Origin of the sequence: Alteribacter keqinensis, from assembly GCF_003710255.1 — a bacterium.
In the GTDB taxonomy this organism is placed as follows: domain Bacteria; phylum Bacillota; class Bacilli; order Bacillales; family Salisediminibacteriaceae; genus Alteribacter; species Alteribacter keqinensis.
The window spans coordinates 52,242-78,319 of the sequence record NZ_RHIB01000002.1; the positions used below are offsets into that span (position 1 = coordinate 52,242).

The 26,078-nt window shown below is 44.4% G+C and carries 28 protein-coding genes and 1 riboswitch; of the genes, 2 read left to right on the top strand and 26 right to left on the bottom strand.

Annotated elements, in window-relative coordinates:
* Positions 1-129: 129 nt before the first annotated feature.
* From sufU to EBO34_RS11990, 19 genes are all read right to left on the bottom strand, one after another.
* A complete protein-coding gene (gene sufU / locus EBO34_RS11900; RefSeq protein ID WP_122898816.1) occupies positions 130-576 on the bottom strand; it encodes a Fe-S cluster assembly sulfur transfer protein SufU in 447 nt (148 codons plus the stop codon).
* Entirely contained in the window at positions 563-1,786 is a 1,224-nt protein-coding gene (locus EBO34_RS11905) for a cysteine desulfurase (RefSeq protein WP_122898818.1), read from the bottom strand. The genes sufU and EBO34_RS11905 overlap by 14 nt, the downstream gene beginning before the upstream one ends.
* Entirely contained in the window at positions 1,786-3,090 is a 1,305-nt protein-coding gene (gene sufD, locus EBO34_RS11910; RefSeq protein WP_122898820.1) for a Fe-S cluster assembly protein SufD, read from the bottom strand. Before sufD ends, EBO34_RS11905 begins: the two co-directional genes overlap by 1 nt.
* A 32-nt stretch (positions 3,091-3,122) precedes the next feature.
* The gene (sufC, locus tag EBO34_RS11915) at positions 3,123-3,902 is read right to left on the bottom strand and encodes a Fe-S cluster assembly ATPase SufC (protein ID WP_122898822.1); all 780 of its coding nucleotides are present in this window, start codon (positions 3,900-3,902) and stop codon (positions 3,123-3,125) included.
* A gap of 341 nt (positions 3,903-4,243) precedes the next feature.
* Positions 4,244-4,459 carry a hypothetical protein gene (locus tag EBO34_RS11920; protein WP_122898824.1) on the bottom strand — a complete coding sequence of 72 codons (216 nt, stop codon included), beginning with the start codon at positions 4,457-4,459 and terminating at the stop codon, positions 4,244-4,246.
* 179 nt (positions 4,460-4,638) lie between these two features.
* Positions 4,639-4,791, bottom strand: coding sequence for a YuzK family famiily protein (locus EBO34_RS21265; protein ID WP_488154028.1), 153 nt, complete (start codon positions 4,789-4,791; stop codon positions 4,639-4,641).
* A gap of 302 nt (positions 4,792-5,093) precedes the next feature.
* Positions 5,094-5,468, bottom strand: a complete 375-nt coding sequence (locus EBO34_RS11925) for a carboxymuconolactone decarboxylase family protein (RefSeq protein WP_122898826.1) — start codon at positions 5,466-5,468, stop codon at positions 5,094-5,096.
* A gap of 820 nt (positions 5,469-6,288) precedes the next feature.
* The gene (locus EBO34_RS11935) at positions 6,289-7,107 is read right to left on the bottom strand and encodes a MetQ/NlpA family ABC transporter substrate-binding protein (RefSeq protein ID WP_122898831.1); all 819 of its coding nucleotides are present in this window, start codon (positions 7,105-7,107) and stop codon (positions 6,289-6,291) included.
* A gap of 25 nt (positions 7,108-7,132) precedes the next feature.
* Entirely contained in the window at positions 7,133-7,801 is a 669-nt protein-coding gene (locus EBO34_RS11940) for a methionine ABC transporter permease (protein WP_122898834.1), read from the bottom strand.
* Positions 7,794-8,819 (bottom strand): methionine ABC transporter ATP-binding protein, encoded by a 1,026-nt coding sequence (locus tag EBO34_RS11945; protein WP_122898836.1) that lies wholly within the window; start codon positions 8,817-8,819, stop codon positions 7,794-7,796. Before EBO34_RS11945 ends, EBO34_RS11940 begins: the two co-directional genes overlap by 8 nt.
* A 145-nt stretch (positions 8,820-8,964) precedes the next feature.
* Positions 8,965-9,079, bottom strand: a riboswitch (SAM riboswitch).
* A 69-nt stretch (positions 9,080-9,148) separates the two neighbouring features.
* A complete protein-coding gene (locus EBO34_RS11950; protein WP_122898838.1) occupies positions 9,149-9,502 on the bottom strand; it encodes a hypothetical protein in 354 nt (117 codons plus the stop codon).
* A 58-nt stretch (positions 9,503-9,560) separates the two neighbouring features.
* Positions 9,561-10,835, bottom strand: a complete 1,275-nt coding sequence (locus EBO34_RS11955; protein ID WP_249414114.1) for an MFS transporter — start codon at positions 10,833-10,835, stop codon at positions 9,561-9,563.
* Positions 10,836-11,124: 289 nt separating this feature from the next.
* Positions 11,125-11,442, bottom strand: coding sequence for a DUF2553 family protein (locus EBO34_RS11960; RefSeq protein ID WP_122898840.1), 318 nt, complete (start codon positions 11,440-11,442; stop codon positions 11,125-11,127).
* Positions 11,443-12,015: 573 nt separating this feature from the next.
* Positions 12,016-12,399 carry a glycine cleavage system protein GcvH gene (gene gcvH / locus EBO34_RS11965; RefSeq protein WP_122898842.1) on the bottom strand — a complete coding sequence of 128 codons (384 nt, stop codon included), beginning with the start codon at positions 12,397-12,399 and terminating at the stop codon, positions 12,016-12,018.
* Positions 12,400-12,524: 125 nt separating this feature from the next.
* Positions 12,525-12,887 (bottom strand): arsenate reductase family protein, encoded by a 363-nt coding sequence (locus EBO34_RS11970; RefSeq protein ID WP_122898844.1) that lies wholly within the window; start codon positions 12,885-12,887, stop codon positions 12,525-12,527.
* Between the two features lie 117 nt (positions 12,888-13,004).
* On the bottom strand, positions 13,005-13,172 hold the full coding sequence (locus EBO34_RS20720; protein ID WP_183163847.1) for a hypothetical protein: 168 nt from the start codon (positions 13,170-13,172) through the stop codon (positions 13,005-13,007).
* A 230-nt stretch (positions 13,173-13,402) separates the two neighbouring features.
* Positions 13,403-15,184 (bottom strand): acyl-CoA dehydrogenase family protein, encoded by a 1,782-nt coding sequence (locus EBO34_RS11980; protein ID WP_122898848.1) that lies wholly within the window; start codon positions 15,182-15,184, stop codon positions 13,403-13,405.
* 225 nt (positions 15,185-15,409) lie between these two features.
* Entirely contained in the window at positions 15,410-16,588 is a 1,179-nt protein-coding gene (locus tag EBO34_RS11985; protein ID WP_122898850.1) for an acetyl-CoA C-acetyltransferase, read from the bottom strand.
* Positions 16,589-16,614: 26 nt separating this feature from the next.
* Positions 16,615-19,005, bottom strand: coding sequence for a 3-hydroxyacyl-CoA dehydrogenase/enoyl-CoA hydratase family protein (locus EBO34_RS11990; RefSeq protein ID WP_122898852.1), 2,391 nt, complete (start codon positions 19,003-19,005; stop codon positions 16,615-16,617).
* A 290-nt stretch (positions 19,006-19,295) separates the two neighbouring features.
* Here EBO34_RS11990 and EBO34_RS11995 point away from each other — a divergent pair, with 290 nt between their 5' ends.
* Positions 19,296-19,559 carry a hypothetical protein gene (locus EBO34_RS11995; RefSeq protein WP_122898854.1) on the top strand — a complete coding sequence of 88 codons (264 nt, stop codon included), beginning with the start codon at positions 19,296-19,298 and terminating at the stop codon, positions 19,557-19,559.
* 17 nt (positions 19,560-19,576) lie between these two features.
* Positions 19,577-19,933 carry a spore coat protein gene (locus EBO34_RS12000; RefSeq protein ID WP_122898856.1) on the top strand — a complete coding sequence of 119 codons (357 nt, stop codon included), beginning with the start codon at positions 19,577-19,579 and terminating at the stop codon, positions 19,931-19,933.
* Between the two features lie 283 nt (positions 19,934-20,216).
* Here EBO34_RS12000 and EBO34_RS12005 read toward each other — a convergent pair whose 3' ends face one another.
* From EBO34_RS12005 to sat, 7 genes are read right to left on the bottom strand one after another with little or no spacing between them, the layout of a single operon-like run.
* Positions 20,217-20,807, bottom strand: coding sequence for a precorrin-2 dehydrogenase/sirohydrochlorin ferrochelatase family protein (locus EBO34_RS12005; protein WP_183163848.1), 591 nt, complete (start codon positions 20,805-20,807; stop codon positions 20,217-20,219).
* 22 nt (positions 20,808-20,829) lie between these two features.
* The gene (locus EBO34_RS12010) at positions 20,830-21,639 is read right to left on the bottom strand and encodes a sirohydrochlorin chelatase (protein ID WP_122898860.1); all 810 of its coding nucleotides are present in this window, start codon (positions 21,637-21,639) and stop codon (positions 20,830-20,832) included.
* Positions 21,632-22,429, bottom strand: coding sequence for a uroporphyrinogen-III C-methyltransferase (gene cobA, locus EBO34_RS12015; RefSeq protein ID WP_122898862.1), 798 nt, complete (start codon positions 22,427-22,429; stop codon positions 21,632-21,634). Before cobA ends, EBO34_RS12010 begins: the two co-directional genes overlap by 8 nt.
* Before the next feature lie 15 nt (positions 22,430-22,444).
* Positions 22,445-22,657, bottom strand: coding sequence for a DUF3906 family protein (locus tag EBO34_RS12020; RefSeq protein WP_122898865.1), 213 nt, complete (start codon positions 22,655-22,657; stop codon positions 22,445-22,447).
* 20 nt (positions 22,658-22,677) lie between these two features.
* A complete protein-coding gene (locus EBO34_RS12025; protein WP_122898867.1) occupies positions 22,678-24,294 on the bottom strand; it encodes a nitrite/sulfite reductase in 1,617 nt (538 codons plus the stop codon).
* A 26-nt stretch (positions 24,295-24,320) separates the two neighbouring features.
* Positions 24,321-24,938 carry an adenylyl-sulfate kinase gene (gene cysC / locus EBO34_RS12030; protein WP_122898869.1) on the bottom strand — a complete coding sequence of 206 codons (618 nt, stop codon included), beginning with the start codon at positions 24,936-24,938 and terminating at the stop codon, positions 24,321-24,323.
* Positions 24,935-26,074 carry a sulfate adenylyltransferase gene (gene sat, locus EBO34_RS12035; protein WP_122898871.1) on the bottom strand — a complete coding sequence of 380 codons (1,140 nt, stop codon included), beginning with the start codon at positions 26,072-26,074 and terminating at the stop codon, positions 24,935-24,937. Before sat ends, cysC begins: the two co-directional genes overlap by 4 nt.
* Positions 26,075-26,078 lie beyond the last annotated feature (4 nt).

A 26,078-nucleotide genomic window follows, 5' to 3' on the forward strand; every position in this document is an offset into this window, starting at 1 on the left:
TTCCTTCATCCGACACTGTTTCCTTCAGTCATAAAGGGAAGCTTTCTTTAGACTTTAGGAGATGTTCCCTCTATTTTACACGATAATGCGTATCTTCTCCACCTATTGTGCTTAATGGGAGATGCCGGATCACACCTGACCGTCTTCTTTAATTCCTTTTTCCATCGCCTTCCACGCGAGTGTTGCACACTTGATTCTCGCAGGGAACTTGGCAACCCCCTGCAGTGCTTCAATGTCACCAAGGTCGAAATCACCGTAATCTGCATCTTTACCGAGCATGATGTCAGAAAAGATTTCAGATAACTTTAAGGCGTCCTCGACAGGAAGACCTTTAACTGCCTGCGTCATCATTGATGCGGAAGACAGACTGATGGAGCACCCTTCACCGGTGAATTTTGCATCGGAGATTTTACCGTCTTCCACTTTCATCTGAAGCTGGATACGGTCACCGCAAGTCGGGTTGTTCATGTTTACGGTAAGAGAATCTCCGTCCAATTCGCCTCGGTTTCTCGGGTTTTTATAATGATCCATGATCACTTGTCGATACAACGTATCTAGCTGATTACCCAAAGACATTTCCGAAGTACTCCTTTGTTTTTGTTAATCCTTTAATAAACACGTCAACATCGTCTTTCGTGTTATATAAATAAAAGCTGGCACGAGCCGTTGCAGTAACATCAAGCCATTTCATAAGAGGCTGGGCGCAGTGGTGACCGGCACGGACGGCAATGCCGTCCGCGTCAAGGACAGTGGCTACATCGTGAGGGTGAACATCATCACAGTTAAATGTTACAAGTCCTGCACGGTGCTTCGGTCCGTAAACCGTCACCCCGTCCATCTCCTCAAGGCGGCCCAATGCATACTGGGCGAGATCGTGTTCATGCTTCTCTATATTTTCAAGTCCGATGTCTTCCAGAAAGTCGATCGCTGCACCTAAGCCAATTGCTCCGGCAATAATCGGTGTGCCTCCTTCAAACTTCCAGGGAAGCTCTTTCCACGTTGACTCCTGAAGACCGACGAAGTCGATCATTTCACCGCCGAATTCCACCGGTTCCATGTTCTCCAAAAGAGCTTTCTTTCCGTAAAGAACACCGATTCCGGTCGGTCCGCACATTTTATGAGCGGAAAATGCAAAGAAATCACAGTCAAGATCCTGCACATCCACTTTCATATGAGGCGTGCTCTGGGCTCCGTCCACAAGCATAACGGCGCCGTGCTTGTGGGCAGCCTGGGCAATTTTCTTAACAGGATTAATCGCACCAAGCACGTTTGAGACCTGCATAACCGCAACGATTTTCGTCCGGTCGGTAATCGTGTTCCCGAGCTTATCCATCGCTATGGTACCGTCGTCATTAAGTTCAAGATACTTAAGCGTAGCCCCTGTCGCCTTGGCAAGCTGCTGCCACGGGATTATGTTACTGTGGTGCTCCATCGGTGTAATGACAATTTCATCATCGGGACCGACGTTGGCACGTCCGTAACTTGATGCAACGAGGTTAATCGCTGTCGTTGTTCCCCGTGTGAACACAATCTCTTCAGTTGAGGAAGCACCGATAAAGTTACGTACTTTATCACGTGCTCCTTCGTATCCGTCCGTCGCTAACGTTCCAAGTGTGTGTACACCGCGGTGTACGTTGGAATTATAACGGCGGTAGTAGTCATCAAGCTTTTCTATTACCTGAACAGGCTTTTGTGAAGTAGCGGCACTGTCAAGGTAAACGAGTGGCTGACCATTGACTTCCTGGTCGAGAATCGGGAACTGTTTACGGACGTCTAAAACGTTCATTAGTATACTTTCCTTTCGATTACCTCGATCAGCTGTTCTTTTACAGATTCAATTGGAATCTCATTAACAACCGGTCCAAGGAAACCGTGGATGATTAAGCGCTCTGCTTCCTTACGGGAAATTCCGCGGCTCATCAGATAGAACATCTGCAGAGGATCGATCTTACCTACAGAAGCTGCGTGGCCTGCTGTTACGTCATCCTCATCGATAAGAAGGATCGGGTTTGCGTCACCACGTGCTTTATCACTAAGCATAAGAACACGCTCAGTCTGTTCTCCGTTTGATTTCGTCGCACCTTTTTCGATCTTGGAAATTCCATTGAAGATCGAGCTTGCAGAATCTTTCATTACTGCGTGCTTAAGAATCTGACCATCGGAATTTTTACCATAGTGCTTGATCAATGTTGTGAAGTTCTGGGACTGCTTTCCGCGGCCGATGGAAACGGTCTTCGTATCTGCATAAGAACCTTCACCAACGAGGAATGTTGTGTTGTCGGAAACTGTGTTCCCATCGTTCATTTGTCCAAGGGACCAGTATACTTTAGCGTCACGGCCGGTTACCTGGGCACGGCGGTTAACGTACGTTGTTACCTCTTCACCGAAGTTATCAACAGCACCGAAGTTCACTGTAGCGCCGTCCGCAGCATAAACCTCTGCCACGATGTTTGCTACTGTTTCTGAAGAGTTTTCGGAAGCGTAGTTTTCAATGTACGTAACAGAGCTGTTGGCTTCAGCTACGATCAGTACGTGATTAAAGAGACCTGCAGCCCCCTTTTGCACGTAAATCGCCTGAAGAGGGACTTTTACTTCTACGTTTTTCGGAACATAAATGAATGTTCCGCCGTTAAGAAGAGCAGCGTGAAGAGCAGTCAGACGGTTTTCATCCGCTGTTACAGCTTCACTCATGAAGTACTTCTCTACAAGATCACTGTGCTCCTGAACTGCAGTGTGGATATCGGTAAAGATAACACCCTGCTTTTCAAGATCATCCTGGGTACGGGCAAAAACCGTTCCACCGTTTTCCTGTACGAGAATTGTGTTGGCATTTTCTTCTTTACCTACAAGTTCTCTAACCTTTTCAGAAAGGGCGTCGTAGTTTGTATCTGCAGAAGCTGCTTTCTCATGCTCAAATGATGAGAAATTCCACTTCGTAATGTTTGTTTTATCAGGTTTTGGCAGGTCGATTGCCTCTGCTCGCTCTAAAGACGATACACGCAAGTTAGTCAGCCATTCCGGCTCTTGGCGGTCTTTAGAGAAGTTCGTCACGTATTCCTGATCAAATGGTAGCTTTGTATCCACTGACATTTTGTTTCCTCCTCCTTAAAAAACCGCTCTTATTATTCGCCTACTGTCTCGTCTTCGATACCAAGTTCTTCTTTAATCCAGTCATAACCTTCAGCTTCAAGGCGCTCAGCAAGCTCAGGGCCACCGGATTTTACAATGCGTCCCTGCATCATTACGTGTACTTTGTCAGGCGTAATGTAGTTAAGAAGACGCTGATAGTGAGTGATGATTAAGCAGCCAAAGTCTTCATTGCGCATATCGTTAATCCCTTCGGCTACAACTTTAAGGGCATCGATATCAAGACCTGAGTCAATCTCGTCAAGGATCGCAATCTTAGGCTCAAGCATCAATAACTGAAGAATTTCGTTACGCTTTTTCTCACCGCCGGAGAAACCTTCGTTCAGGTAACGGTGCTGAAAAGCCTGGTCCATATCAAGTGTATTCATTTTGTCATCCATTTTACGGATGAACTTCATTAGAGAGATTTCGTCGCCTTCTTCACGTTTCGCATTAATAGCGGAACGGATGAAGTCTGCGTTTGTCACGCCGCTGATTTCTGAAGGGTATTGCATAGCAAGGAACAAGCCGGCACGAGCACGCTCATCTACTTCCATGTCAAGCAGGTCTTCGCCGTTGAATGTTGCTTTACCGCTTGTTACTTCATATTTAGGATGTCCCATTAAAGCAGATGCAAGCGTTGATTTACCAGTACCGTTTGGTCCCATGATGGCATGGATTTCGCCGCCGTTCACTTCGATTCCGAAGCCTTTAAGAATTTCTTTTTCTTCAATGGAAACATGAAGATCTTCAACTTTTAAATTTGGTGCTGTCATTTGTTCTAACCTCCATTTATTTTTTTCACGGCACAGAAGCCGCGAACAATTTGGCTTGCTTAATAAGAATGATGCACGTTACCCATTCTCACTTTATTCTCATTACAATATTATATCATATGAAAGGTGAGTTCAAGGGAAAACGACACCCTGTTACCTATTCAAACATATTTTGTAACCATTCTTCAAACCCATTTCCAACTCTATGTATTATTCCGAGGATATGAAAGTTCATTCAAACTCTGCCAGGCTCGATATATCAACGTTTTCGCATTATAGAAACAGTCTGGGGACTTTCGATGGTTAATTCTCACTAAATCCTGACTAATTGAGAATGAACATCATTCTTGGTCCATTTCTTTATCCTTCAATACGGTGCTCCAGAAACCAAAAATAGCGACTCCGATCATCCCCATAATTAAGGCTCTCATGAGCATGGCAGATAAGCTGTATTCATATTGAAAAAACGTATTTGCAATGACAACGGCAATAAAAATCGTGATCAACGAATACCAGAACACTTTCTTCTCCCGTGTGGTCCTTTGTTTTTTCTCCATGTCTTCATTCTCCTTTTAATTATTAGCGTTGTTAAGCATTGGCGTGGACTGTAAAGCTCTCTTAAACTCAAGTGTATTTCCTTTCATTGCCCTTTCAGCGTTTCATTAAGAAAAGACCAGTATGCGGGGACATACTGATCTTCAAGGCAGGTTCATGGATATTTATGATCACCCTATCTCTAGGTGTGCAATTGTCGTTGATGATCAGACACCAGCTTTATGCTAGCCTGATGGTCCAGATCTCTTGCTCTTTCCACTTTCATGCGGTTATCCAGATTGTTACTGTACTCCGCATAGCTCATTCCGTGTGACTGCTGCATTCCTTTTTCCATCTCGCTTGTGTGATTCAATTGAATCTGATGGATAATAAATCAACCCTTTCAAATTTTTTGGTCAAAAGATCTGACAAGATACATGTACCTTTTATGGATATAATGTAAACTTGTTTTTATGTGATCTTTTTAACATAGTGTCATTTTACCACGTGGGTTGAGTTACTCCAATTTCCCTGAGCATGGATCCAGGACCAAATTGACTGAAAATTCTATTCAGTGAGCACTGATCACATGATCTTCTAAAATAACCCCATTTTTCACCGAAAAGCACCCGATTCCTCCAGGTGCTTTCCATAAAATTAATGGGGCTGTATATCCAGCTCAGTCATACACTGCTCCACAAGAGTCACTGCCTGACTCATCGCTCCGCCACCGCCAAAGGCTCCGGTGACAGCTACCGCCTCAAGAATTTCCTGCTGTGAGCAACCTTGATCAAGACACCCTTTTGTATGATAAATAATGCAGTATTCATCCTGCGAATAAAGAGCAATACCAAGGGCAATCAACTGCTTTTCCTTCTGGGTCAGCTCCCCTGCTTCAAAGCACGCTTCTGTAAAGGCATTGTATTTTCGTGCAATATCAGGCATCTGCTCTGTAAAATGCCCGAGACCTGCTTTGTAGTCATGAAGCGCCTGCTGAACTGAGGACATTTGCTGGTTATTATGCTGTTCCATTTTTCATCTCTCCTTATAGTCATTTCACACCTTTTAGTATGAGTTGAAGGAGTGGAATTTATGTTTTAATGAAAAAAGTGTTGTTGTTATTGCTCTGATTGATGCTGCCTTTGTTTAGGAGTTCCTCTTTATCCGCCAGCAGGGCGGGCATCCAATTTCGATGAGAGTCTACCTTAAAAAAATTAGGTATGGTGCTATAACCCTTCATTTCAATTTGCTTTGTTGAACGGAATACACTCACTTCCCCCGGACTCCCGTCGAGCCTCCAGCTACGCGGAGCCGCTGAAAAAGTCTTCCTTTTAAATAGTCTCAGAAAAGGTAGGTGTTGATCTACGGGCGGCTCTATCCTCAGCGCTGCGCGCTTGTGGGGTCTCCCCGGAACTCGCTTTTCCCGCAGGTGTGTCGCGCATTCGCTCCAATCAACACTTTTTTTATAACAACAATGACTTTTAGCACATCAAAAAATCAAAACCCCCTTTGCAATCAGTGCCCTAAAGTGGTGATTTATTATTGGACTTTGACTTTTTCAGTGGCTTCGCTTTGCCCCAGTGGGGTCTCGTCTGTCTCGCACTTCCGCAGGGAGCCTCGCGTATCCATTTAACTCCGCACTATGCGCTGTGATAATCAAATGAAAAGGATAACTCAGCCAAAAAAAAACACACTCCTACTTTCATCCGAGTATCGATGTGAGGTCATTTATCTTGAATTCTTTCCTTTTATCATGAATCCGCAGACATTTATCATGAACCCTGCCGCTGATATGTAAAATCCCAAAAAACGCCTCCCCATAAAAGGGAAGACGTTTTTTGCATATCAACTATTATTCACCTGCCGGTACTACGGCTCCATCATATTCTTCAAGGATGAAGTCGCGCACTTCTTCAGAGCGGAGAACTTCTACAAGCTTCTCAATATCTTCATTGCCTTCATCTTCGCTTCGAATGGCAATGACGTTCACATAAGGGTTGTCCAGCTCGGAAGACTCCAGAGCAATTGCATCTTCATGTGGATCAAGATCTGCTTCGAGAGCATAGTTACCATTAATTAATACAGCATCACCTTCACCGTTGTTAAAGGCTTGCGGAAGAATAGCAGCCTCAAAGTCGGCTCTGAAGTTGAGGTCTCGAGGGTTTTCTTCGATATCGTCAAGAGTGGCATCAGTTCCGGCACCTTCAGTTAATGTAATCAACCCTTCTTCCTCAAGCATGAGGAGGATACGGCCGTGGTCGGCAATGTTATCACTCATAAGAATTTCAGCACCATCAGGAAGCTCATCCAGGGAGCTGTAGTCCTGGGAATAGACACCGATCGGCTCAATGTGAATACCGCCGGCATTTACAAAATCATAATCATCGTTGGAGGCAATCTGGTCCTCAAGATACGGGACATGCTGGAAATAGTTTGCATCAAGTTCACCGTTAGCAAGTGCACGGTTTGGCGTAACATAATCGTTAAACGTCTGAACCTCAAGGTTAATTCCTTCTTCAGCGAGAAGCGGTTCTGCAAATTCAAGGATCTGGGAGTGAGGAATGTTTGTTGCCCCGACTACAAGTGTATCTTCGTCATCTCCTCCGCCGCATGCTGTAAGAATTCCTGCTGTTAATGTGATGACACCAAGTCCTGCAATTGTTTTCTTCATGGTTTCATATCTCCTTTTTCATTCATTATCGTTTGTCTAGAACATACGTTAATCTGTCGCCAATAAACTGAACAATAAATACCAGTATGAGTACCGCAATCGTCGCCGCAATTGTCACATCGTCATTGTAGCGCTGAAAGCCTTCCCGGTATGCAAAATCACCGAGTCCGCCGGCTCCGATCACTCCTGCCATGGCCGTGTAGCTGATTAATGCAATGGCTGTAACGGTTATCCCCGACATTAAAGCCGGCATGGATTCTGGCAGCAGTACTTTAAAGATAATTTCACGGTTGTTCGCCCCCATCGCTTTCGAAGCTTCAATAACACCTTTGTCGATCTCACGAAGGCCGATTTCCACCATTCGTGCATAAAATGGCGCAGCCCCGAAAATCAAAGCCGGCAATGCAGCTGATGGTCCAAGCATCGTGCCGAGAATGGCGACCGTAACCGGGATGAGAAGAACAATTAATATAATGAAAGGAATCGAGCGAAATAAGTTGACAAATCCTGCAGTAATTCCGTTTATGACTTTGTTTTCCCACAGGTTGCCTTTGCTCGTTAAAAACAGGACCAGTCCGAGAGCAACCCCTATTATAAAGGTAAAGAATACGGAAATGACCGTCATATACAGTGTCTCAAGAGTAGCGTCCCACAGCCTGAGCCAGTTTACGTTTGGAAATAATGCTTCAACCACCGTGGATCACCTCCACTTCAACTTTTTCCTTTTTAATGTGAGCAATCACGCTTTCCAGCTCACTCTTTTCTCCTTCAATCCCCACGAACAATGACCCGTAAGCGCCATTCTGGGTGGAAGAAATCTTTCCTTGAAGAATGTTTATTGTCACATTGTAGGTTCTGATCAGATCAGTGATCAGATGTTTCGTTACATCATTGCCTACAAACGTAAGCTGCAGCACCTGACCAATGCCCTCTTCACCAAACAGATGCTCAAGGGATTTCTCTGTTTCTTCAGGTTCTGTTACCTGCTTCACAAACTCTTTCGTCATTTCTTCTTTCGGCTGCTTGAACACATCCAGGACATTTCCCTGTTCAACCACTTTTCCTTCTTCCATCACAGCTACACGGTGACAGATCTTCCTGATAACGTGCATTTCGTGTGTAATGAGCACAATTGTAAGACCGAGCTTTTGATTAATATCAACGAGAAGATCAAGAATGGAATCTGTCGTTTTCGGATCAAGCGCCGATGTGGCTTCGTCACACAAAAGAACTTCCGGGTTGTTTGCCAGTGCCCGGGCGATGCCTACACGCTGCTTTTGCCCGCCGCTCAGCTGTGAAGGGTACGATCCGCCTCTGCCTTCGAGACCCACAAGCTTGATGAGCTCTTCCACTCTCTTCTTTCTTTTTTCCTTAGGTACTCCGGCAATCTCAAGGGGAAAAGAAATATTGTCCCGCACAGTCCGGCTCCACAGCAAATTGAAATGTTGAAAAATCATTCCGATTCCCTGCCGGGCAAAACGCAGTTCATTTTTTGACAAAGAACCCATGTCCTTGTCATTGAGCGTTACGTTTCCGGAAGTCGGCCTCTCGAGCATGTTTAACATTCGGATCAATGTGCTTTTCCCGGCGCCACTGTATCCGATCACACCAAAGATTTCACCTTTTTCGATGGTAAGATCGACATTATCTACAGCCGTAACCTGGCCGTCTTTTGTCTGAAATAGTTTTTGAATCTGTTTTAATTCAATCATCTGCTCCAACCTCCAATAGCAAGAGGACTCTTAATTTGAGTACCAGTTCATATGCTCTCTTAGTATGCAGTGTCTGATATGAGAGTAAACAAAAAACCTCTCTGCTGAAAAATGAGCAGAAAGGTTTGCAATCTAAAGAACCTCTCTCTCATCTCTCAAAGCATCAACACCTGCTTTGTAGGAATTGGCACCTTCCAATCACACGGATCAGCGGTTGCCGGGTTTCATCGGGCCTGTCCCTCCACCTCTCTTGATAAGAGAATCTATAAAATTGTTTTATTGCTTTACTGTAGCACTGAGTTGAATATTAGCATGGGGAAAATAACGTGTCAACTGTTATCTCTTAATCTTAAATCTTTGCTTAAATACCAGAGTGATTCAAGAAGCAGCAGGTCCCGGAGACGTCCGGTTGCTGACAGGTCGCCTCTTTTTTTCAGGTTCAAAAGGAACTCATCGCCGTTAAACAACGTCTTCATGGCTTCCCGGTCACCATGAATCGTTACGTGGCTTGTTTCATTATTATATTGTGAGATCGAGATGGTATTTCCGGTCAGCGATAACAACCAGCTTTCCTCATTGCAAATAAGACAGACGTCGAGAATCGTTTCGTCCAGCAAACCTAACAGGTTATCTGTCTTCCTCATTCGTTTGATCGATGAAGTGAGCAGCTTTTTCACGGACACACACACACACCGCCTCATTTTTACTTTCTTTTTGTCACTATTCGTGATGATAAGACTGTTATCCTGTCATGGATTGCTGATTTATTTTATTTCCTATCGGCTTTCGGAAGACAAAGAAGAAATATGCAGTACCGATAATGTAAAGCACACTCGTTATGGAAAAGACAATTGCATATCCCGAATATGCTCCGTATACCATGACAAGGGTTGTGGACACAGGACCCATCACTGCCCACCCTAACTGGAACACCGCCTGACCTACAGAGTTTGCCAGCCCTTTAATTGAGTCATCAACGCTTCTCATCATTAACGACATCTGTATCGGGTTACCTGCATTCATCAGTGCCTGGCGGAAAAGAAAGCCGAATACAGCAAACCACAGATTCTCAGTAAATGCTGTTATTAAAAGAAATGGAATCGATGCAAGCTGCAGGATTACCACAGCCATCACTTCCCCGTATTTTCGTACAACAGCCGGACCAATCATCATGGCAACCGCCGTCATGAGCTGCCCCATTGACAGGATCAGCCCGACCAGCGAATGGGAAATGTCAAACCGGTCTACAAAATAAAGGTTCAGGTACGGAATAACAAGACCCGAACCAAACCCGATAATCATCTGGGCAACGGCAAAAAGCAGAATGATTTTTACCCCGTGTTTATGAGTCGTGAACAATTTTTTGAATGAGCGCTGCTGATCGTTACGTGAAAAAAGCTTTCGTTCTTCATTAATCTTAAAAATCGGCAGCAGTGCAGCCAAGAAAAATACCGCTCCCACAAGAAGGGTTATACGAATACTCCAAAGAGCGCTTAAACCTATTAGATGAGTCAGAAAATCACTCAGGGTTCCGCCGAGGAGATTTCCGACTACGTTGGCAAGCATAATAATGGCAAAATTAAAGCTGAACAAGTGAACCCGTTGTTTTTCCGTAGAATTCTCAGCAAGCAGAGGAATGGAGGATACCTGGATAAAGGACATAAACATCCCGGTCATAAAAGCCGCAGCCAGGAGCATATCTTCCAGGGATAAAACCGACCTTAAAAACAAACTTAATGCCGCAAACACAGCACCGATGACAATGATTCTCTTCCTGCCATAACGGTCACTGAGAAGACCGGCCGGCAGAAGAAGGAGCGCAGTTGCCATCGACTGCATCGCAATAACCCGGCCATTTACTGAATCATCAAAGCCGAGCTCTCTTATGTAATAGTTATAAATGATGAGGAAGATCCCCATCCCTATGTTAGCCAATGCCGATGCGAGCAGAAAATAGCGTACATTCCGATTGTACACTTTAAACTGATCCATCCACTCTCCTACAAATCGTCCCACAAAAGCCACTCTCCGTTCTCCACCAATACTTCGCGTCCCTAAATACTAATATAATCATAGTGGAAACCTGTGACTATGGAAAGAGATTTTTTTGATTTTGGCCTTATGTAGGGATTGGGGAAAATAATCACTATATTTCGGAAAATTAATTCGGATTAAGGGAAATATTTATTACATTAAGGAAAAATCAATGGGCAGTTATGTAACCGTTAAATAGCAGCAATTCATTAAAAGATAAAAACACTGAGCGGCTCAGCCGCTCAGTGCTTTCCTAACATGAATATTTCCGTCAGCACCAGCCCATGTCACAGCCATCCACGTAGGACTGAGGCTGTTCTAACCGCTCTGCCTTTGGCTCACTCTTTGCCTTTAAAGAATCTGCTGCTGCAAACTCTTCAGCAAATTCATACTGCTGATTCTCATCATTCAGTCTCACTCGCCCGACTTTCTGCTGATCCAGATAAAAGGTGATGTACCCTTCATCATCGACCTGGGCACTTACCCTGTCGGAAACGTCCATGTGGGAGCGCTCCTGGTTAAAGGTTGCATTATCTTTTTGTACATTGTTGACCTGGATTTCTCTTTCACCTGATTCGGTTGGGTTCAATGTTTTTGCCACCTTTCATAAGGCATTTATGAATTAGGATGGCTTTGTAGAACCTTTTTTATAAGCAGAACTTTCCTCAGGCCGGTGAAAGACAGTATATATCGAATCTTATTAAACTCAGATGTTGATTTGCGCTCATTGCACTTTCCGCGGGCGGTTCGGGAGCCTCCTCAGCATGCTGTTTCTTCCTCTGCCAGCCAGGCTCCGAAGAAGCTCATTCATTAAGCAACGCTCGTGCTTGACCGGGTCTCCCCGGGACTCGCTTTTCCCGCAGGAGTGTCGCGCATCCGCTCCAATCAACACTTTTTTTATAATTTAAATGATCTTTAGCACATCAAAAAACAAAACCCCTTTCATGCGGCAATCAGAGCCCTAAGGGGTGATGTAATTACCGGACTTGGACTTCTTCAGTGGCCCTCTACTTACAGGGAAGGTCGGCGCCAGTCCGGAAAAAGGGAGCGTATTCCGTTCAACACAGCTTAGAACATGAATATCCACAAAATTGTATTTTCAGGGTGGACATATAGAAAAAACCATCCCGTAAAATAAAATGGGATGGCCCTTTTAATAGTTCTATTCTTCGCTGATCATTTCTTCGTATTGCTCTGCTGTCATAAGCTTGTCTTTTTCTGAAGCATCAGATGGTTCCACAACGATCATCCATGCTTTTTCGTATGGAGATTCGTTTACAAACTCAGGAGAGTCGTCGAGTTCTTCATTTACTTCCACTACCTTACCGCTTACAGGAGCGTAAAGCTCAGAAACCGTTTTTACAGATTCAACGCTTCCGAATGGCTCGTCAGCTTCTACTTCGTCGCCTACTTCAGGTAACTCAACGAATACGATATCACCAAGCTCCGATTGTGCGAAGTCAGTAATACCGATGCGAACTTTGTCTCCTTCGTCTTTTACCCACTCGTGCTCTTCTGAATACTTAAATTCCTTTGGTAAACTCATGTGTGCTTCCCTCCAAGTTTAAGTTGGCTGCTTATTTTACGGCACAGCATTCATTATGTACGTTTGTGCCACGTGTAAAACAATCTGATTTAACTATAGTATACTTTTCCACCTGTAAGCAAGGCTCACCCTTGCCCCCAGGCTTCTTCATATGACTCTTCTTTAAAACCGACTGTGACTTTTTTGCCGTCTGTGACAATCGGGCGCTTAATCAGCATACCGTCGGAAGCCAGAAGTTCAAGGAGTTCATCCTCGGAATCTGTTTTGATCCGGTCCTTTACACCAAGGTCACGGTATTTTTTACCGCTCGTGTTAAAAAACTTTTTCAGCTCAAGGCCACTCATCTCGTAAAGCTCTTTTAACTGCTTTTTTGATGGTGGGTTTTCCACAATATGCACAGATTCAAACGCAACATTGTTTTCTTCAAGCCATTTCTTTGCATTGCGGCACGTTCCGCACTTCGGATACTGATAAAAAGTTACACTCAACGTTTTCCCCTCCTTTTTCAAAGGTGCCTTCCCTCATTATTATGAAGGGTTTTAATTAATTTTAAAAGGCAAAAGACGTCCGTACATAGTTTCGCTTCTGCCTCGTGTGAATCCTTCTTAGTCAGCCTCTTTTTTTCGATAAGACTTGGTTTTTTCTGCAGCCGGTCCCCACGCCTCCTGAATCGCTTTTGCGGAACCACTGCTGCGAGGAGATAACTCCTGTGAAAACTCCTCTGTTCCCTGCAGATCTCCATCATACATAACTTCATTTTTCGGTCTTTTCATCGTCTTTTCCTCCTTATTTCTTTTAACCCTTTTAGTATTGGCAGAATGAAAAAGGAGGTTTCCAGAAATAAAAGTAAAGAGCTCCATATTAAGGAGCTCTTCACAATAAGAGAGGAGAATGTCCTTCCTTTAGAAAGGAGGATTATTATAATTTCGGGGCATGGGGAAATGCCCCAAATTCGATAACAGATTTTTTTCCGTTCAAAACATTCTTTACCCGAAAATGTTTTTTAGAGGACGTAACGTTCAGCTTCAATAATTGGTGCCGCGATTTCACGCTTTTTCGCTACAACGTTCACTGGGGTGTGACGCGTAAGCTTTTTGAGGATCGCAAGCATTGTACGGGCACTGTCACCTTCTTCGAGTGCTACAAGTGACTCTTTTGCTACTGCTTCAATACGGTTAATCGCTTCCTGAGTGAATACCTCAGTAAGAAGAACTTTTTGCTTAGCTTTCTCAAGACCGTCTTTTCCGATCGCTTTTTCTGTACGAAGGACACAAGATTCGATCGAGAAGATATCGGATACGATATCCGCGATGTTAGCAAGAATCTCTTGTTCTTTTTGAAGCTTCTCTCCGTATTTCTGAGCTGCCGTTCCTGCTACCATCATGAAGATTTTCTTAGCGTTCTCAAGAAGGTATTTTTCCTGCTCAAGAGCTTCGTCGCCTACTTCTTGCGGCATCATCATCATGAGCTCTTCTTGAAGGTTCGCAGCTTGCTCAAGAAGAGGAAGCTCGCCTTTCATTGCTTTACGCATGATTGTTGCAGGAACAAGCATACGGTTGATTTCGTTCGTTCCTTCAAAAATACGGTTGATTCGGGAGTTACGGTACATCGATTCCACTTCATATTCACTCATGAATCCGTATCCACCGTGAATTTGAACCGCTTCGTCTACTACGAAATCCAACACTTCGGATCCAAAGATTTTGTTTAACGAACATTCAATCGCATACTCGGCAATTGCTTTTCCTACGGCATTGCCTTCTTTTTGCTCTTCTTCGCTCAATGCGTTGAACGCATCATCGATCAAGCCGCCAGTACGGTAGATGGAGCTCTCAGCCGCGTACGTTTTAGCTGCCATTTCAGCAAGCTTCTTTTGAATGAGGGTAAATTTTGAGATCGGAATCTTAAACTGTTTACGCTCATTTGCGTACTTGGCAGATACTTCAATCGCACGCTTCGCACCGCCTACACATCCTACTCCAAGTTTGTAACGGCCAACGTTTAAGATGTTAAAGGCAATTACGTGTCCTTTGCCGATCTCACCAAGCAAGTTTTCTTTAGGTACAAGAGCATCTTCCAGGATAAGGGTACGAGTTGACGAACCTTTAATCCCCATTTTCTTTTCTTCCGGTCCTACAGAAACCCCATCGTATTCACGCTCAACGATGAAAGCAGAGAACTTGTCACCATCGATTTTTGCGTAAACAACGAACACATCAGCAAAACCAGCGTTTGTAATCCACTGCTTTTCACCATTCAGTACATAGTGGGTTCCGGAATCGTTTAGTTTCGCTGTTGTTTTCGCACCAAGTGCATCTGATCCGGAGCTTGGCTCAGTTAGAGCATAAGCGGCAAGCTTTTCACCTGATGCAAGGTCTGGAAGGTATTTTTTCTTTTGGTCTTCAGACCCGAAGAACACGATCGGTAAAGATCCGATTCCAACGTGGGCTCCGTAAGATAGGGAGAAGGATCCTGCAAGGGCAAACTTCTCAGTAATTAAAGATGAGCTGATTTTATCAAGCCCGATTCCACCGTATTCTTCTGGAACATCGGCACCAAGAAGACCCAGCTCTCCTGCTTCTTTTAATAAGCGAACATTGATGTCAAACTGGTGTGCTTCCATTTTCTCAACTTCGGGTACTACTTTATTAACAACGAAGTCTTCCGTTGTTTTTGCAATCATCACGTGCTCGTCAGTAAAGTCTTCCGGTGTGAACATGCGGTCTGCTTCAATGCTTTCGAGCAAGAAGCCGCCGCCTTTTAACGTTTTATCAGCTGTTGCCATGTTCTTACCTCCCGTTATATTTAAATTTAATTAAGCTACTTATAAGCGGTTCTACTAAAAAGATTCCAGAAGCCTGCATGTCCTTCGCTTTCCGCGGTGGTGTTGGCAAGCCTCCTCTCGCTGGTGCGATGCGGGGTCTTGCCTGGCCCCTACTACCGCAGGAGTCTCGGACATTCTGGCTTCCTAACCTTTTTTGATAACCTTCAGACATCTGAAAAAGAATGTTTATACTAGCTCAAACACTCCGGCTGCGCCCATTCCGCCGCCGATACACATGGTGACAACACCAAACTGCTCGCCGCGACGCTTCATTTCATGAATCAGACTGAGTGTAAGTTTTGTTCCTGAACATCCAAGCGGGTGACCAAGAGCAATGGCTCCACCATTTACATTCACCCGGTCATAATCAAGACCTAAGTGGCGGATCACTTGAAGAGACTGGGAAGCGAAGGCTTCATTCAGTTCAAACAATCCGATATCAGACTGTTCCAGACCAGCAAGTTTAAGAGCTTTCGGGATCGCTTCAACGGGACCGATTCCCATTATTTCAGGTGCAACTCCGGCAACTGCGAAAGAGCGGAATTTCACCAGTGGTGTCAGTCCGTCTGCCTCAGCCATTTCACGGTCCATAACGAGTACAGACGCTGCTCCGTCACTCATTTGGGATGCATTTCCTGCTGTAACGGATCCGGTTGTGCTGAATGCGGGACGCAGTTTAGCAAGAGATTGAACAGTCGAATCAGGACGAACGCCCTCGTCTTGTTTAAATAAAACTTCCTTTTCCACAAGTTTGTGCTTCTCGTTGACGGAACGGAATGTTACAGGTACCGGTACAATTTCGTCTTCGAAATGTCCCTTTTCAATCGCGGCGGCCGCCCGTTTATGGCTTTCCACTGCAAAAGCGTCCTGATCTTCACGGCTGACTTCAAAACACTTTGCTACTTCCTCCGCTGTGTGTCCCATGCCCATGTAGTATTCTGGTGCATTTTCTACAAGAGCAGGGTTTAAAGCAATTACGTGACCTCCCATTGGGATCAAGCTCATGGATTCAGCTCCGCCGGCAAGGACGGCACCGGAGTGGCCGAGCATGATTCTTTCAGCCCCGTAAGCAATACTTTGAAGACCTGAAGAGCAGTAGCGGTTGATCGTAATGGCCGGAACTGTATCAGGCAGACCTGCGAGACCTGCAATGTTTCTCGCCATGTTCATTCCTTGTTCCGCTTCTGGCATCGCACAGCCAAAAATGACATCGTCAATTTTTGAAGGATCGAATCCTTCTGCTCGTTTGAGCGTTTCTTTTACCGTAACAGCCCCTAAATCATCCGGTCTAACCTGGGCTAACGTTCCTCTTTTTGCTTTTCCTACAGGTGTTCGTGCACCTGCAACGATGACGGCTTCTCTCACAAATTGTCCCCTCCTTTTGCGTTTATTTAGTTACGTAATGGTTTTCCTTTTGTGAGCATATATTGCATACGCTGCTGCGTTTTCGGTTCAGCTACAAGGCTTAGGAATGCTTCTCTTTCCAGATCAAGCAGGTACTGCTCATCGACCTCCGTTCCTTTTGGCACACGGCCTCCTGCAAGAACGAAGGCAAGTTTCTCTGCAATTTTCAGATCGTGATCGCTGATATGGCTGCCAAAGTGAAGAGCTTTTGCTCCCTGAAGCATCGTTGCGTATCCTGTTTCCCCAACCACTTTAATCTTCTTTTGCTCCGGTGGCTGGTAGCCTGCATTTGCAAGGTGAAGAGCTTTTTGTTTCGCGTCGTGAATGAGGTGATCTCCATTCACACTGATACCGTCCTGCGGGCGGATGTAGCCGAGTTCTGCCGCTTCCTGGGCACTCGTACCGACTTTCGCCATGGCAATCTTCTCAAACACCTGATTGGCAACAGCCTGAAGATCAATTGACGACCCTTCCGGCAGACTTTCTACATGACGAAGATAAAGCTCCTTGTTTCCTCCACCTCCGGGGATGAGACCGACACCGACTTCAACAAGGCCCATATACGTTTCCTGTGCTGCCTGAATGCTTGAGGCCGGCATGGAAATCTCGGACCCTCCACCAAGAGTCATCCCGTGTGTACCAACAACAACCGGTTTGCCCGAATAGCGGATTTTCGCCATTGTCTGTTGGAACTGACGCACAACAAGGTCAATTTCCGGGTAGTTCATGTCCTGGGCTTCCATTAAAATCATCATTAAATTCGCCCCGACACAGAAGTTTTTCCCCTGGTTACTGATCACAAGCCCTTTGTAGTTTTTATCTACTTCTTCGATGGACTTTGAAATCATCTGCATAACATCAAGACCGATGGAATTGTTTGGAGACGTAAACTCGAGATTTGCAATACCGTCACCAAGGTCAATTAGTGATGCACCGGCATTCTTCATAATGATGTTGCTTTCTTCTTTTTTAAGTGTTTTAAGGTTAATTACCTTAGGGTTGATTTCCGCTTTTACGTAATCCCCGTTATGGAAAAATTCGTTGTCTTCGCCGTAGAAGGATGACTTACCTGAGGAAAGCATCTCTTTTACCCAGGAAGGAACGGTGTCTCCCTCAGCTTCCATACGCTCAACGCTTTTTTCAACACCGATCGCATCCCACGTTTCAAATGGGCCAAGTTCCCATCCGAACCCCCACTTCATGGCGTCGTCAATGGCTTTTACATCATCTGCGATCTCATATGCTTTATCAGCCGAGTATAGGAGAACTGGCTTTAAAATGTTCCAGACAAGCTCGCCCGCCCGGTCATCTGCATAGACAAGCGCTTTCAATTTGGCTGCTTTTCCTTTTGCCTGCTTGCTTTGCTGAACAGAAGGCGCTTTCAATTTTTTCCGCTCAACATACTCCATTTTGTTGTAGTCAAGTTCAAGGATTTCGCTTCCTTTTTCACCTTTTTGTTTCAGGAAGAAGCCTTGACCTGATTTACTTCCGAGCCAACCTTTTTCAGCCATTTCTTTCATGAAGGCAGGCGGGTCAAAGACGTCTTTCTCGTCCCCTTCCACTTGATCGTAAACGTTCTTTGCCACGTGAAGGAATGTATCAAGACCAACTACATCCAAGGTTCTGAATGTGGCACTTTTCGGGCGTCCGATGGCAGGCCCTGTTACAGAGTCCACTTCCCCGACGGAATAGCCGCCTTTTGTCATTTCACGAACGGTAACAAGAAGTCCGTAGGTTCCGATACGGTTTGCGATAAAGTTTGGTGTATCCTTTGCTTCAACGACACCTTTACCGAGTACGTCTTCTCCAAAGGTTTTCATATATTCAAAGACTTCCGGTTTTGTTGCTTTCGTCGGAATAACTTCTAAAAGCTTAAGGTAACGCGGCGGGTTAAAGAAGTGCGTTCCCAGGAAGTGGGCCTTAAAATCATCAGAACGCCCATCAGCCATCGCTTCAATCGAAATACCCGAGGTGTTGGAGCTTACGATTGTCCCCGGTTTACGATATTTCTCAACATTTTCATAAACCTTCTTTTTAATATCAAGGTTTTCTACAACGACCTCAATAATCCAGTCAACTTCAGCCAGTTTCTCCATATCATCTTCCATATTCCCCGGGGTAATAAGGGAAGTATTTGACTTTTTGGCAAGAGGTGCCGGTTTCTGCTTTTTAAGTTTGGCGATCGCATCTGCTGCAAGGCGGTTACGAACAACCTTATCGTCTAATGTAAGTCCTTTTTTCTCTTCTGCTTCCGTCAGTTTCCTTGGCACAATGTCCAAAAGAAGTGATGGTATGCCGATGTTGGCCAAATGTGCTGCAATGCCGGAGCCCATTACTCCGGAGCCTAACACCGCTACTTTTCCGATTCTCCCAACCATGAAGGACCTCCTTATTTCTTTTTGAATGAATGCTCATTCATTTTTCTGCTAAAAAAATATCCGCGTCTTCATTCCGCGTCATTTTCCTCATTTACACTTTTAACTATATAAAATAATTCCCAATTACGCAACCATAATGACAGAAAATTTTCTTTATTTCTACTTTATGCACTGCTGGGTTCTTTGATGACTGGGAAAACTTGTCTTCTTTTCCCGGGAAATTATTGCATACTTCTTCCCTTTCCGACAAAACTAATGACGATTATGTATTTCACTAAGGAGGAATCGGTATGCAACAGCAGCCAAATCAGCAGCAAGGACAAAGCGTCATGCCCCAGCCACCTGAAGTCGTCACAAATAAAGATCATCTTTATATCAGTGACATGCTTTCATGGAACCTGATGGCCATGAAAAAAGCACATCAGTTTTCACAGCAGTGCCAGGACCAGCAGATCAAAGACGCTCTGGATCAGGCGGGAAGAATGCATTACATGCACTATCAGAAATTACTTACACACCTGCAGGGTACTAACAACACAAATCAGATTCAGTAATGAAGGAGGGAAATAACATGAACCAAAATCAAGCCAATGACGGACAAAAGATTGGAAATCCGAAAACACAGACTCCGGATTCTCCACAGATGAATGACCGGGACTATATCAACGATATGCTCGCAACTGAGAAATATATGACAGGCTCGTACTGCACAGCATTGAACGAAGCGAGTCACGAAGGTCTTTATAAAGATGTTCAGTCCATCTTCAACGAAACCCAGGACTGTCAGCGCAACCTGTTTAATATGATGTTTGAAAAAGGCTGGTACTCTTTTGATGCCGTGCCGCAGCAGACACTGGATCAGTCACACCAGAAATTCAGCGGCTACAGCAACCAGTTTCCTTACAATCAGAACAACCCTGTATCGTAGACCGATATAAGCAATATCACCAGGGGACTTTGCCATTTAAACGTTTAAAAGGACAGTCGTAACGTGCTGTTTCAGACACTTCCACTTTCCCCCGGTTCTGATTCTATAACAGTGTATCGCTGTGCGATAAGAACGATATTCGGCTGAAAAAACCCGCGATGGTTTGGTAACCGTCGCGGGTTTTGCTTGAAAGAGTTTTACTTTGAATATTTGTAAATATGGACATTGTGGAAAGCGCGTTCTTTAGGTGTGACTATGGTCAAGAGCTCTGCCGTTGAGAACACTAAAGCGGAAACTGTGTTCGTTCTTCCAGCATCCGTTTTCTTATAACAGGGTCAGCTTCTATTCTCTTCAATTCAGAGCGAATGTAATGTAATTCCTCTAAATAAGCATCGTATTCCATTCCAAACATGTCTTCGAGGCAGCCGCGGATTTTTTTTGCCAAAACGGGACTTTTACCAGAAGTCGTTACACTTAGTTTCAACGCTCCACGATCCACTACTGCCGGAAAATAAAACGTGCTCAGCTCCAGATTATCCACTACATTAATGAGAGAAATATATGATAGTAAAGCACCGGACAGCTTTTCATTTAAAACCGGTGAATTTGTTGCCACAACAACCATAAAAAATGAACGCCAATTTATCTCCAGACGGGAACAATACTCCTGCGCAACATCCTCTATTGTTAAAGCTCTATTATAAAAGCAGAATTGGTCTAATTGAGACTCGAGCCCTTTCGTTATCGCAGGACTGATAAGTGTCACACCTGCTCCACCCTTAACTAAACAGGCTGTCTTTCGTTCTGCTACGCTTCCTCCTCCAATAACGAGGACCGGTTTTTGATTAAGTTTCAGAACTAGTGGACTTCCCAAGATACATGCCCTCCTTTTTTCACTATAGAAACCAGGTTTCAAAGGTAATAGGATCTTTATCCACCACTCTTTTTTGCCGCTCAGAACTGATGCCGTTCTTAATTTTCTCATTTATCCATGAGGTGATTAGCGGATGTGGAAGATAGGTTTTTCCATTCCACTTATAACTGAGGCCTTTGAGCTTCTCAGGAATGACTTTATTTGTGAAGTACCCCTCACTTAAAAATAACGGCACCACTATGACGGTTCGTCCACTATTTGATACCTGTTCGGCCTTTTGGCGAAGATTATCCGGAAGCAAAGTGCCATGTATGATGTCATGGAACGGTATCCGCAGACTGATCAGATGCTTAATTTCTTCAAGTAGCTTCTCCCACTTTTGATGAAAATCCGGCTCATCGCTCCCGTGAGCTGCGAGAAGGAGAACTTCCTCTTCCGGACCTTCTGAGAGTGAGAAGATCCGTTCAATAATGATTTCTAAAATGAGAGGGTGGGCGTCCATAGGGTCCACCCAGACAAAACGGGCGGATGAAGAGACAGGACGCAAATCCGTTTCCACACCAGGTGCAGAAATAAGACCAAGGACATATTTAATTTCACTGATATGTGTACTGGCAGAAGAAACAAATAACGGAACTGCAAGAATGACCTTGACTCCTTTTCCTTCTAACTTTCGAATCCCATGCTCAAGCGTTTCATGCTTGGAAAACTCTAAATGTCCCACTTCCAAAGGAAGGTCTCCTTTCACTCCTTTAACAGCTTCATCCACTTCTCTGACCCATTGAGGATTACTTGAGCCATGGACAATAATTAAAATACCGGTGTCAGACATTAACAGCCTCACCCAGATAAGAAGAAGTGTTTAGTTTATCCTCAAACCATGCAAGCTGCTCACGAAGTTTCACAACCTCGCCAACAACAATAATCGCCGGTGACTGGAAGTTCCTTCTCTCTACTTCTTTGGTAATCGATGCCAGTTCTCCTGTTATTGTTTCCTGTGTTTCACACGTACCCCAACGGATCAGAGCTACAGGAGTATCGTGAGCGAGCCCATGTAACAGCAGATTCTCTTGAATAACATGAATCTGTCTGACCCCCATGTAAAAGACGAGGGTATCCACTCCGGTCGCAAGGCCATTCCAGTCAATCTCTTCTTCTCTTCCATTTTTGCGGCGGTGACCGGTAATGACTGCAAATGAGGAACTCAGTTCGCGATGTGTCAAAGGGATCCCTGCGTAGGCTGGAGCTGCAATACCTGATGTTATTCCCGGAACAATTTCAAATGAAAGCCCTTGTTCACGACATACTGCAGCTTCTTCACCGACCCGTCCAAACACAGTGGAGTCCCCCCCTTTTAACCGTACGACCTCTTTGCCCTGCAAACCGTGATAAACAAGAATTTGATTAATTTCTTCCTGTGTAATAGAAGGTGCCTGGGGGGATTTCCCACAGTAAATCAATTCTGCTTTTTTGGGGGCATGTTGCAGCAACTCTTTGTTTACTAACCTGTCATAGACGACAACATCTGCTTCCTGTAGCAGCTCTGCCCCGCGAAGAGTCAGCAGCTTCGGATCACCTGGTCCCGCGCCAATGAAATAAACGTTCCCTTTGCCTCTGTTCACACCTTTTCCTCCTCATCACTGTTTCTGGTTTCTTAAAACAAAGCCTGCTTTTTTTCCTAGTCTTCTTGTTTCTATAAGAGACAACTCCTCGATAACCGGCATTTTCAGGTATACTTTTTCAAGTTCTACTTCTGCAGTCTCAAAAGCAGTGGATTCATCTTGAGCAGCTACGACAATATGCACAGGATCCTTTTTATTGATGGTGGCTTCAAACCGATAAAGTTTCATCTTAATCCCCTCCTCCCGCTTCAGGATGCCTTCTCGCTGATGATTTCTGTCAGTTTTTCCTGAAGGGGATCGACTCCGGTTCTTTCGTAAAAATCGTAAAAATCTTCCCCGTCTATCTTCGTTGATTTAAAATGCTTTAATAATTCCAGAAGAACATCATTTAAATGATGGGCTTCAATTTTCCCTTTTAGCTTTTTGTTAAATTGAGCAGCTTCGGAAAGTCTTCCGCCTACATAGATTTCAAAAGCTTCCACAAGCTGTTTGTCTTTGTTTTTCATTTTTATCCCTTGCAGGCCAATATCGGCAATTTGCCTTTGTCCGCAGGCATTCGGACAACCAACCATATGAATACGTACCGGAACATCAATGGACAGGTTTTCGTCCAGGTAGTTTGCAATTTGCTTCATCCGTTCTTTTGTTTCTACGAGGGCCAGATTGCAGTATTCAATTCCTGTACATGAAACGGAGTAACCGATAAAGTTCTTAGGTTCAATATTCAACCTGTCCAGTAACGTCTCCCTCAGGAAGGAATCCACATCATTGTCTTTAATATTTGGGATGACCACATTTTGGGAGTTACATGTGCGAATCTCTCCATTTCCATACGTCTTTGAAATTCCTGCTAATTCAATCAGTTCATCTGAATACAACCGTCCAACAGGGATATTTAATCCAATGTAATTTAAGCCCTCCTGCTTTTGAGGATGGACTCCGTAAAAATAACCGGCATTCCATGCTTCAAATCGGTTTTCTCCTTTTGAAGGTAATTCGATGTATTCTAACAGCTTTTCTTTAAATGCATCCGGTCCCCAGTCTGCCATTAAAAATTTAAGCCTCGCACGGTGGCGTTTATCACGGTAACCGAAGTCACGAAAAATGGTTGTGACAGCCTCAGTTGTATCCTTTACTTGCTCAGGTCTTACAAAAACGTCAAGTTCCTCTGCTAAGTAAGGTTTTGCGGAAAGACCCCCTCCAACATAAATATGAAACCCTACAACATCTTTTCCGTCAATGTTTTTAACGGCGGGTACGAAGGATAAGCAGTTAATCTCGGCGTTTTGGGCATTGTTAATGTTTGATGAAATCGATATTTTGTATTTCCGTGGAAGGTTGGAATAATCCCGATTCCCCTGAAAGTACCAGTACACATCATCTACGATCTCTCTCGTATCCATTAACTCATTCGGGTCGATCCCTGCCAGTGGATTCCCGACAATCGTGCGCAAAATATCTCCACATGCCCCAACAGACGATAACCCGACAGCTTTCAATCTTTTAAAAATATCAGGTATGTTTTCAATCTCCAGCCAATGAAACTGAACTGCCTGCCGCGTCGTAATATCGATGACATCCCTGCCATAATCTTTCGCAATAGCGGCTAAAGCGAGTGCTTGCTCATATTTTAAGACGCCTGAGGGGATGTTGACTCTCATCATGAAGTAACCGTCTTCTTTCGGTTTCTGTAAATAAAGGCCGGCCCATTTAAAAAGAGACCATTGATCTTTTGGAATCGATTCAAATCCTTCCTCGGCATAACGGGGAATATCCTCTAAAATGTCCAATCCATCCTTTTGCAGTTTTGCCTTTTCCTCTTTGTTTAATTTTTCATTGTCTTTCCAAACTTTCGTATAAGCCATTTCACAAGCTCCTTCCTGTCTCATTTTTATCTGTAAAAGCTAAAAAGCCTCTTTCTTAAATAATCCGTAATTTCTTCTACTGCATTTTCTATGGAAAGTTCATCAGTGGAAATGGTCAGTTCTGGATTTTCCGGTTCTTCATATGGGGCACTTATGCCTGTAAACTCCGGAATTTCTCCAGCTCTGGCCTTTTTATAAAGTCCTTTTGGATCACGGTTTTCGCATTCCTGTAAAGTACACTTCACGTAAATTTCGATGAATTCATCAGCATCAACTAATCTTCTGGCCATATCCCGGTCGGCTTTGTAAGGGGAAACGAAAGCGGTTAGTACGATCGTTCCATTATCTACAAATAATTTCGAAACCTCACCTATCCGCCGGATGTTTTCCTGACGGTCTTCAGGACTGAACCCAAGATCTTTATTCAGCCCGTGGCGGATATTATCGCCATCAAGGATGTAACTGTTGCTTTTCATTTCAAAGAGTTTTTGATGCACCCCGTCAGCCAAAGTAGACTTCCCTGATCCTGACAACCCCGTAAACCAGACAACACAGCTTTTATGCCCGTTTACTCTGGAACGATCTTTTTTACTGATTGAGGTTTCATGCCACTGAATGTTTTTTAATGCCGAAGATTGGCTCATATGGTTACTTTCACCCCCTCAATAAGCACTTGGACAACTTCAGGCCGGCTGAATTCAGGCGGAGGCGTTTTACCATCGCGTAATAATTTGCGTACTTTTGTACCTGAGAGAATAACGCGGTCTTCCTCACCATGTGGACACGTTTTTGTAGATGCCATGTTTTCGCACTTCCTGCAAAAGAAGCTGTGCTCAAAAAACAGGGGAGTAATACCCAGCTCTTCAGCAGTAAACTGATGAAAAATCTCCTGTGCATCATACGTCCCGTAATAATCACCAACCCCTGCGTGATCTCTTCCGACAATGAAATGGGTGCACCCGTAATTTTTTCGAACTAAAGCGTGGAAGATGGCTTCTCTTGGGCCTGCATACCTCATAGAAGCAGGGAAAACCGCCAGGAATACTCGGTTTTTTGGGTAATAATACTCCAACAACACATGATAGCTTTCCATTCTTACATCAGCCGGAATATCATCCGATTTGGTTTCCCCTACAAGAGGGTTCAGGAAAAGACCGTCTACCGTTTCCAGTGCCGATTTTTGAATATACTCATGGGCACGGTGGACCGGGTTTCGTGTCTGAAAGCCAACAACGGTTTTCCATCCCAGTTCCTGAAACTGCTCTCGGGTTTTAGCCGGGTCCAGATAATAATCGGTAAATTGCTCTTTCTTATGCTTCTTCACTAAGGTAACAGGTCCGGCCAGATACCTGTCTCCTCTTTTAAAGACATTTTTCACTCCAGGATGCTTTGCATCGTTTGTCCTGTAAACATTCAATGCTTCAATCGTCTGGTCCGGGATATAAACCTCAGTTAACTCCATCACTCCGTAAGTTTCACCCTCATAAGTGAGGCGTATGACTTCACCAACGTTTATCCTTTTTTCCTGGTCTCTCGTTACCGGCAGGGTAATGGGGATACTCCAGATTTCTCCGGTGGATAATCTCAGATTAGTAACCACACTTTCATAATCTTTTTTTCCAAGAAATCCTGTTAAAGGACTGTAAGCGCCATTCGCAATCAGTTCCAGATCTGATAACCCCGTTTGATCTAATTCAACGAAAGGTTCAATCGAATGGTAATCATACCTTTCATCAATACGGTTAACGAGAATTCCGCCGTGGGGAATACTTTCTGTCATTGTG

Coding starts and splice junctions, on each gene's coding strand:
- sufU (WP_122898816.1), bottom strand. CDS start 576: ATGTCTTTGGGTAATCAGCTAGATACGTTGTATCGACAAGTGATCATG.
- EBO34_RS11905 (WP_122898818.1), bottom strand. CDS start 1,786: ATGAACGTTTTAGACGTCCGTAAACAGTTCCCGATTCTCGACCAGGAA.
- sufD (WP_122898820.1), bottom strand. CDS start 3,090: ATGTCAGTGGATACAAAGCTACCATTTGATCAGGAATACGTGACGAAC.
- sufC (WP_122898822.1), bottom strand. CDS start 3,902: ATGACAGCACCAAATTTAAAAGTTGAAGATCTTCATGTTTCCATTGAA.
- EBO34_RS11920 (WP_122898824.1), bottom strand. CDS start 4,459: ATGGAGAAAAAACAAAGGACCACACGGGAGAAGAAAGTGTTCTGGTAT.
- EBO34_RS21265 (WP_488154028.1), bottom strand. CDS start 4,791: ATGGAAAAAGGAATGCAGCAGTCACACGGAATGAGCTATGCGGAGTAC.
- EBO34_RS11925 (WP_122898826.1), bottom strand. CDS start 5,468: ATGGAACAGCATAATAACCAGCAAATGTCCTCAGTTCAGCAGGCGCTT.
- EBO34_RS11935 (WP_122898831.1), bottom strand. CDS start 7,107: ATGAAGAAAACAATTGCAGGACTTGGTGTCATCACATTAACAGCAGGA.
- EBO34_RS11945 (WP_122898836.1), bottom strand. CDS start 8,819: ATGATTGAATTAAAACAGATTCAAAAACTATTTCAGACAAAAGACGGC.
- gcvH (WP_122898842.1), bottom strand. CDS start 12,399: ATGAGTTTACCAAAGGAATTTAAGTATTCAGAAGAGCACGAGTGGGTA.
- EBO34_RS20720 (WP_183163847.1), bottom strand. CDS start 13,172: ATGAAAAGACCGAAAAATGAAGTTATGTATGATGGAGATCTGCAGGGA.
- EBO34_RS11980 (WP_122898848.1), bottom strand. CDS start 15,184: ATGGCAACAGCTGATAAAACGTTAAAAGGCGGCGGCTTCTTGCTCGAA.
- EBO34_RS11990 (WP_122898852.1), bottom strand. CDS start 19,005: ATGGTTGGGAGAATCGGAAAAGTAGCGGTGTTAGGCTCCGGAGTAATG.
- EBO34_RS11995 (WP_122898854.1), top strand. CDS start 19,296: ATGCAACAGCAGCCAAATCAGCAGCAAGGACAAAGCGTCATGCCCCAG.
- EBO34_RS12000 (WP_122898856.1), top strand. CDS start 19,577: ATGAACCAAAATCAAGCCAATGACGGACAAAAGATTGGAAATCCGAAA.
- EBO34_RS12010 (WP_122898860.1), bottom strand. CDS start 21,639: ATGTCTGACACCGGTATTTTAATTATTGTCCATGGCTCAAGTAATCCT.
- EBO34_RS12020 (WP_122898865.1), bottom strand. CDS start 22,657: ATGAAACTTTATCGGTTTGAAGCCACCATCAATAAAAAGGATCCTGTG.
- EBO34_RS12025 (WP_122898867.1), bottom strand. CDS start 24,294: ATGGCTTATACGAAAGTTTGGAAAGACAATGAAAAATTAAACAAAGAG.
- cysC (WP_122898869.1), bottom strand. CDS start 24,938: ATGAGCCAATCTTCGGCATTAAAAAACATTCAGTGGCATGAAACCTCA.
- sat (WP_122898871.1), bottom strand. CDS start 26,074: ATGACAGAAAGTATTCCCCACGGCGGAATTCTCGTTAACCGTATTGAT.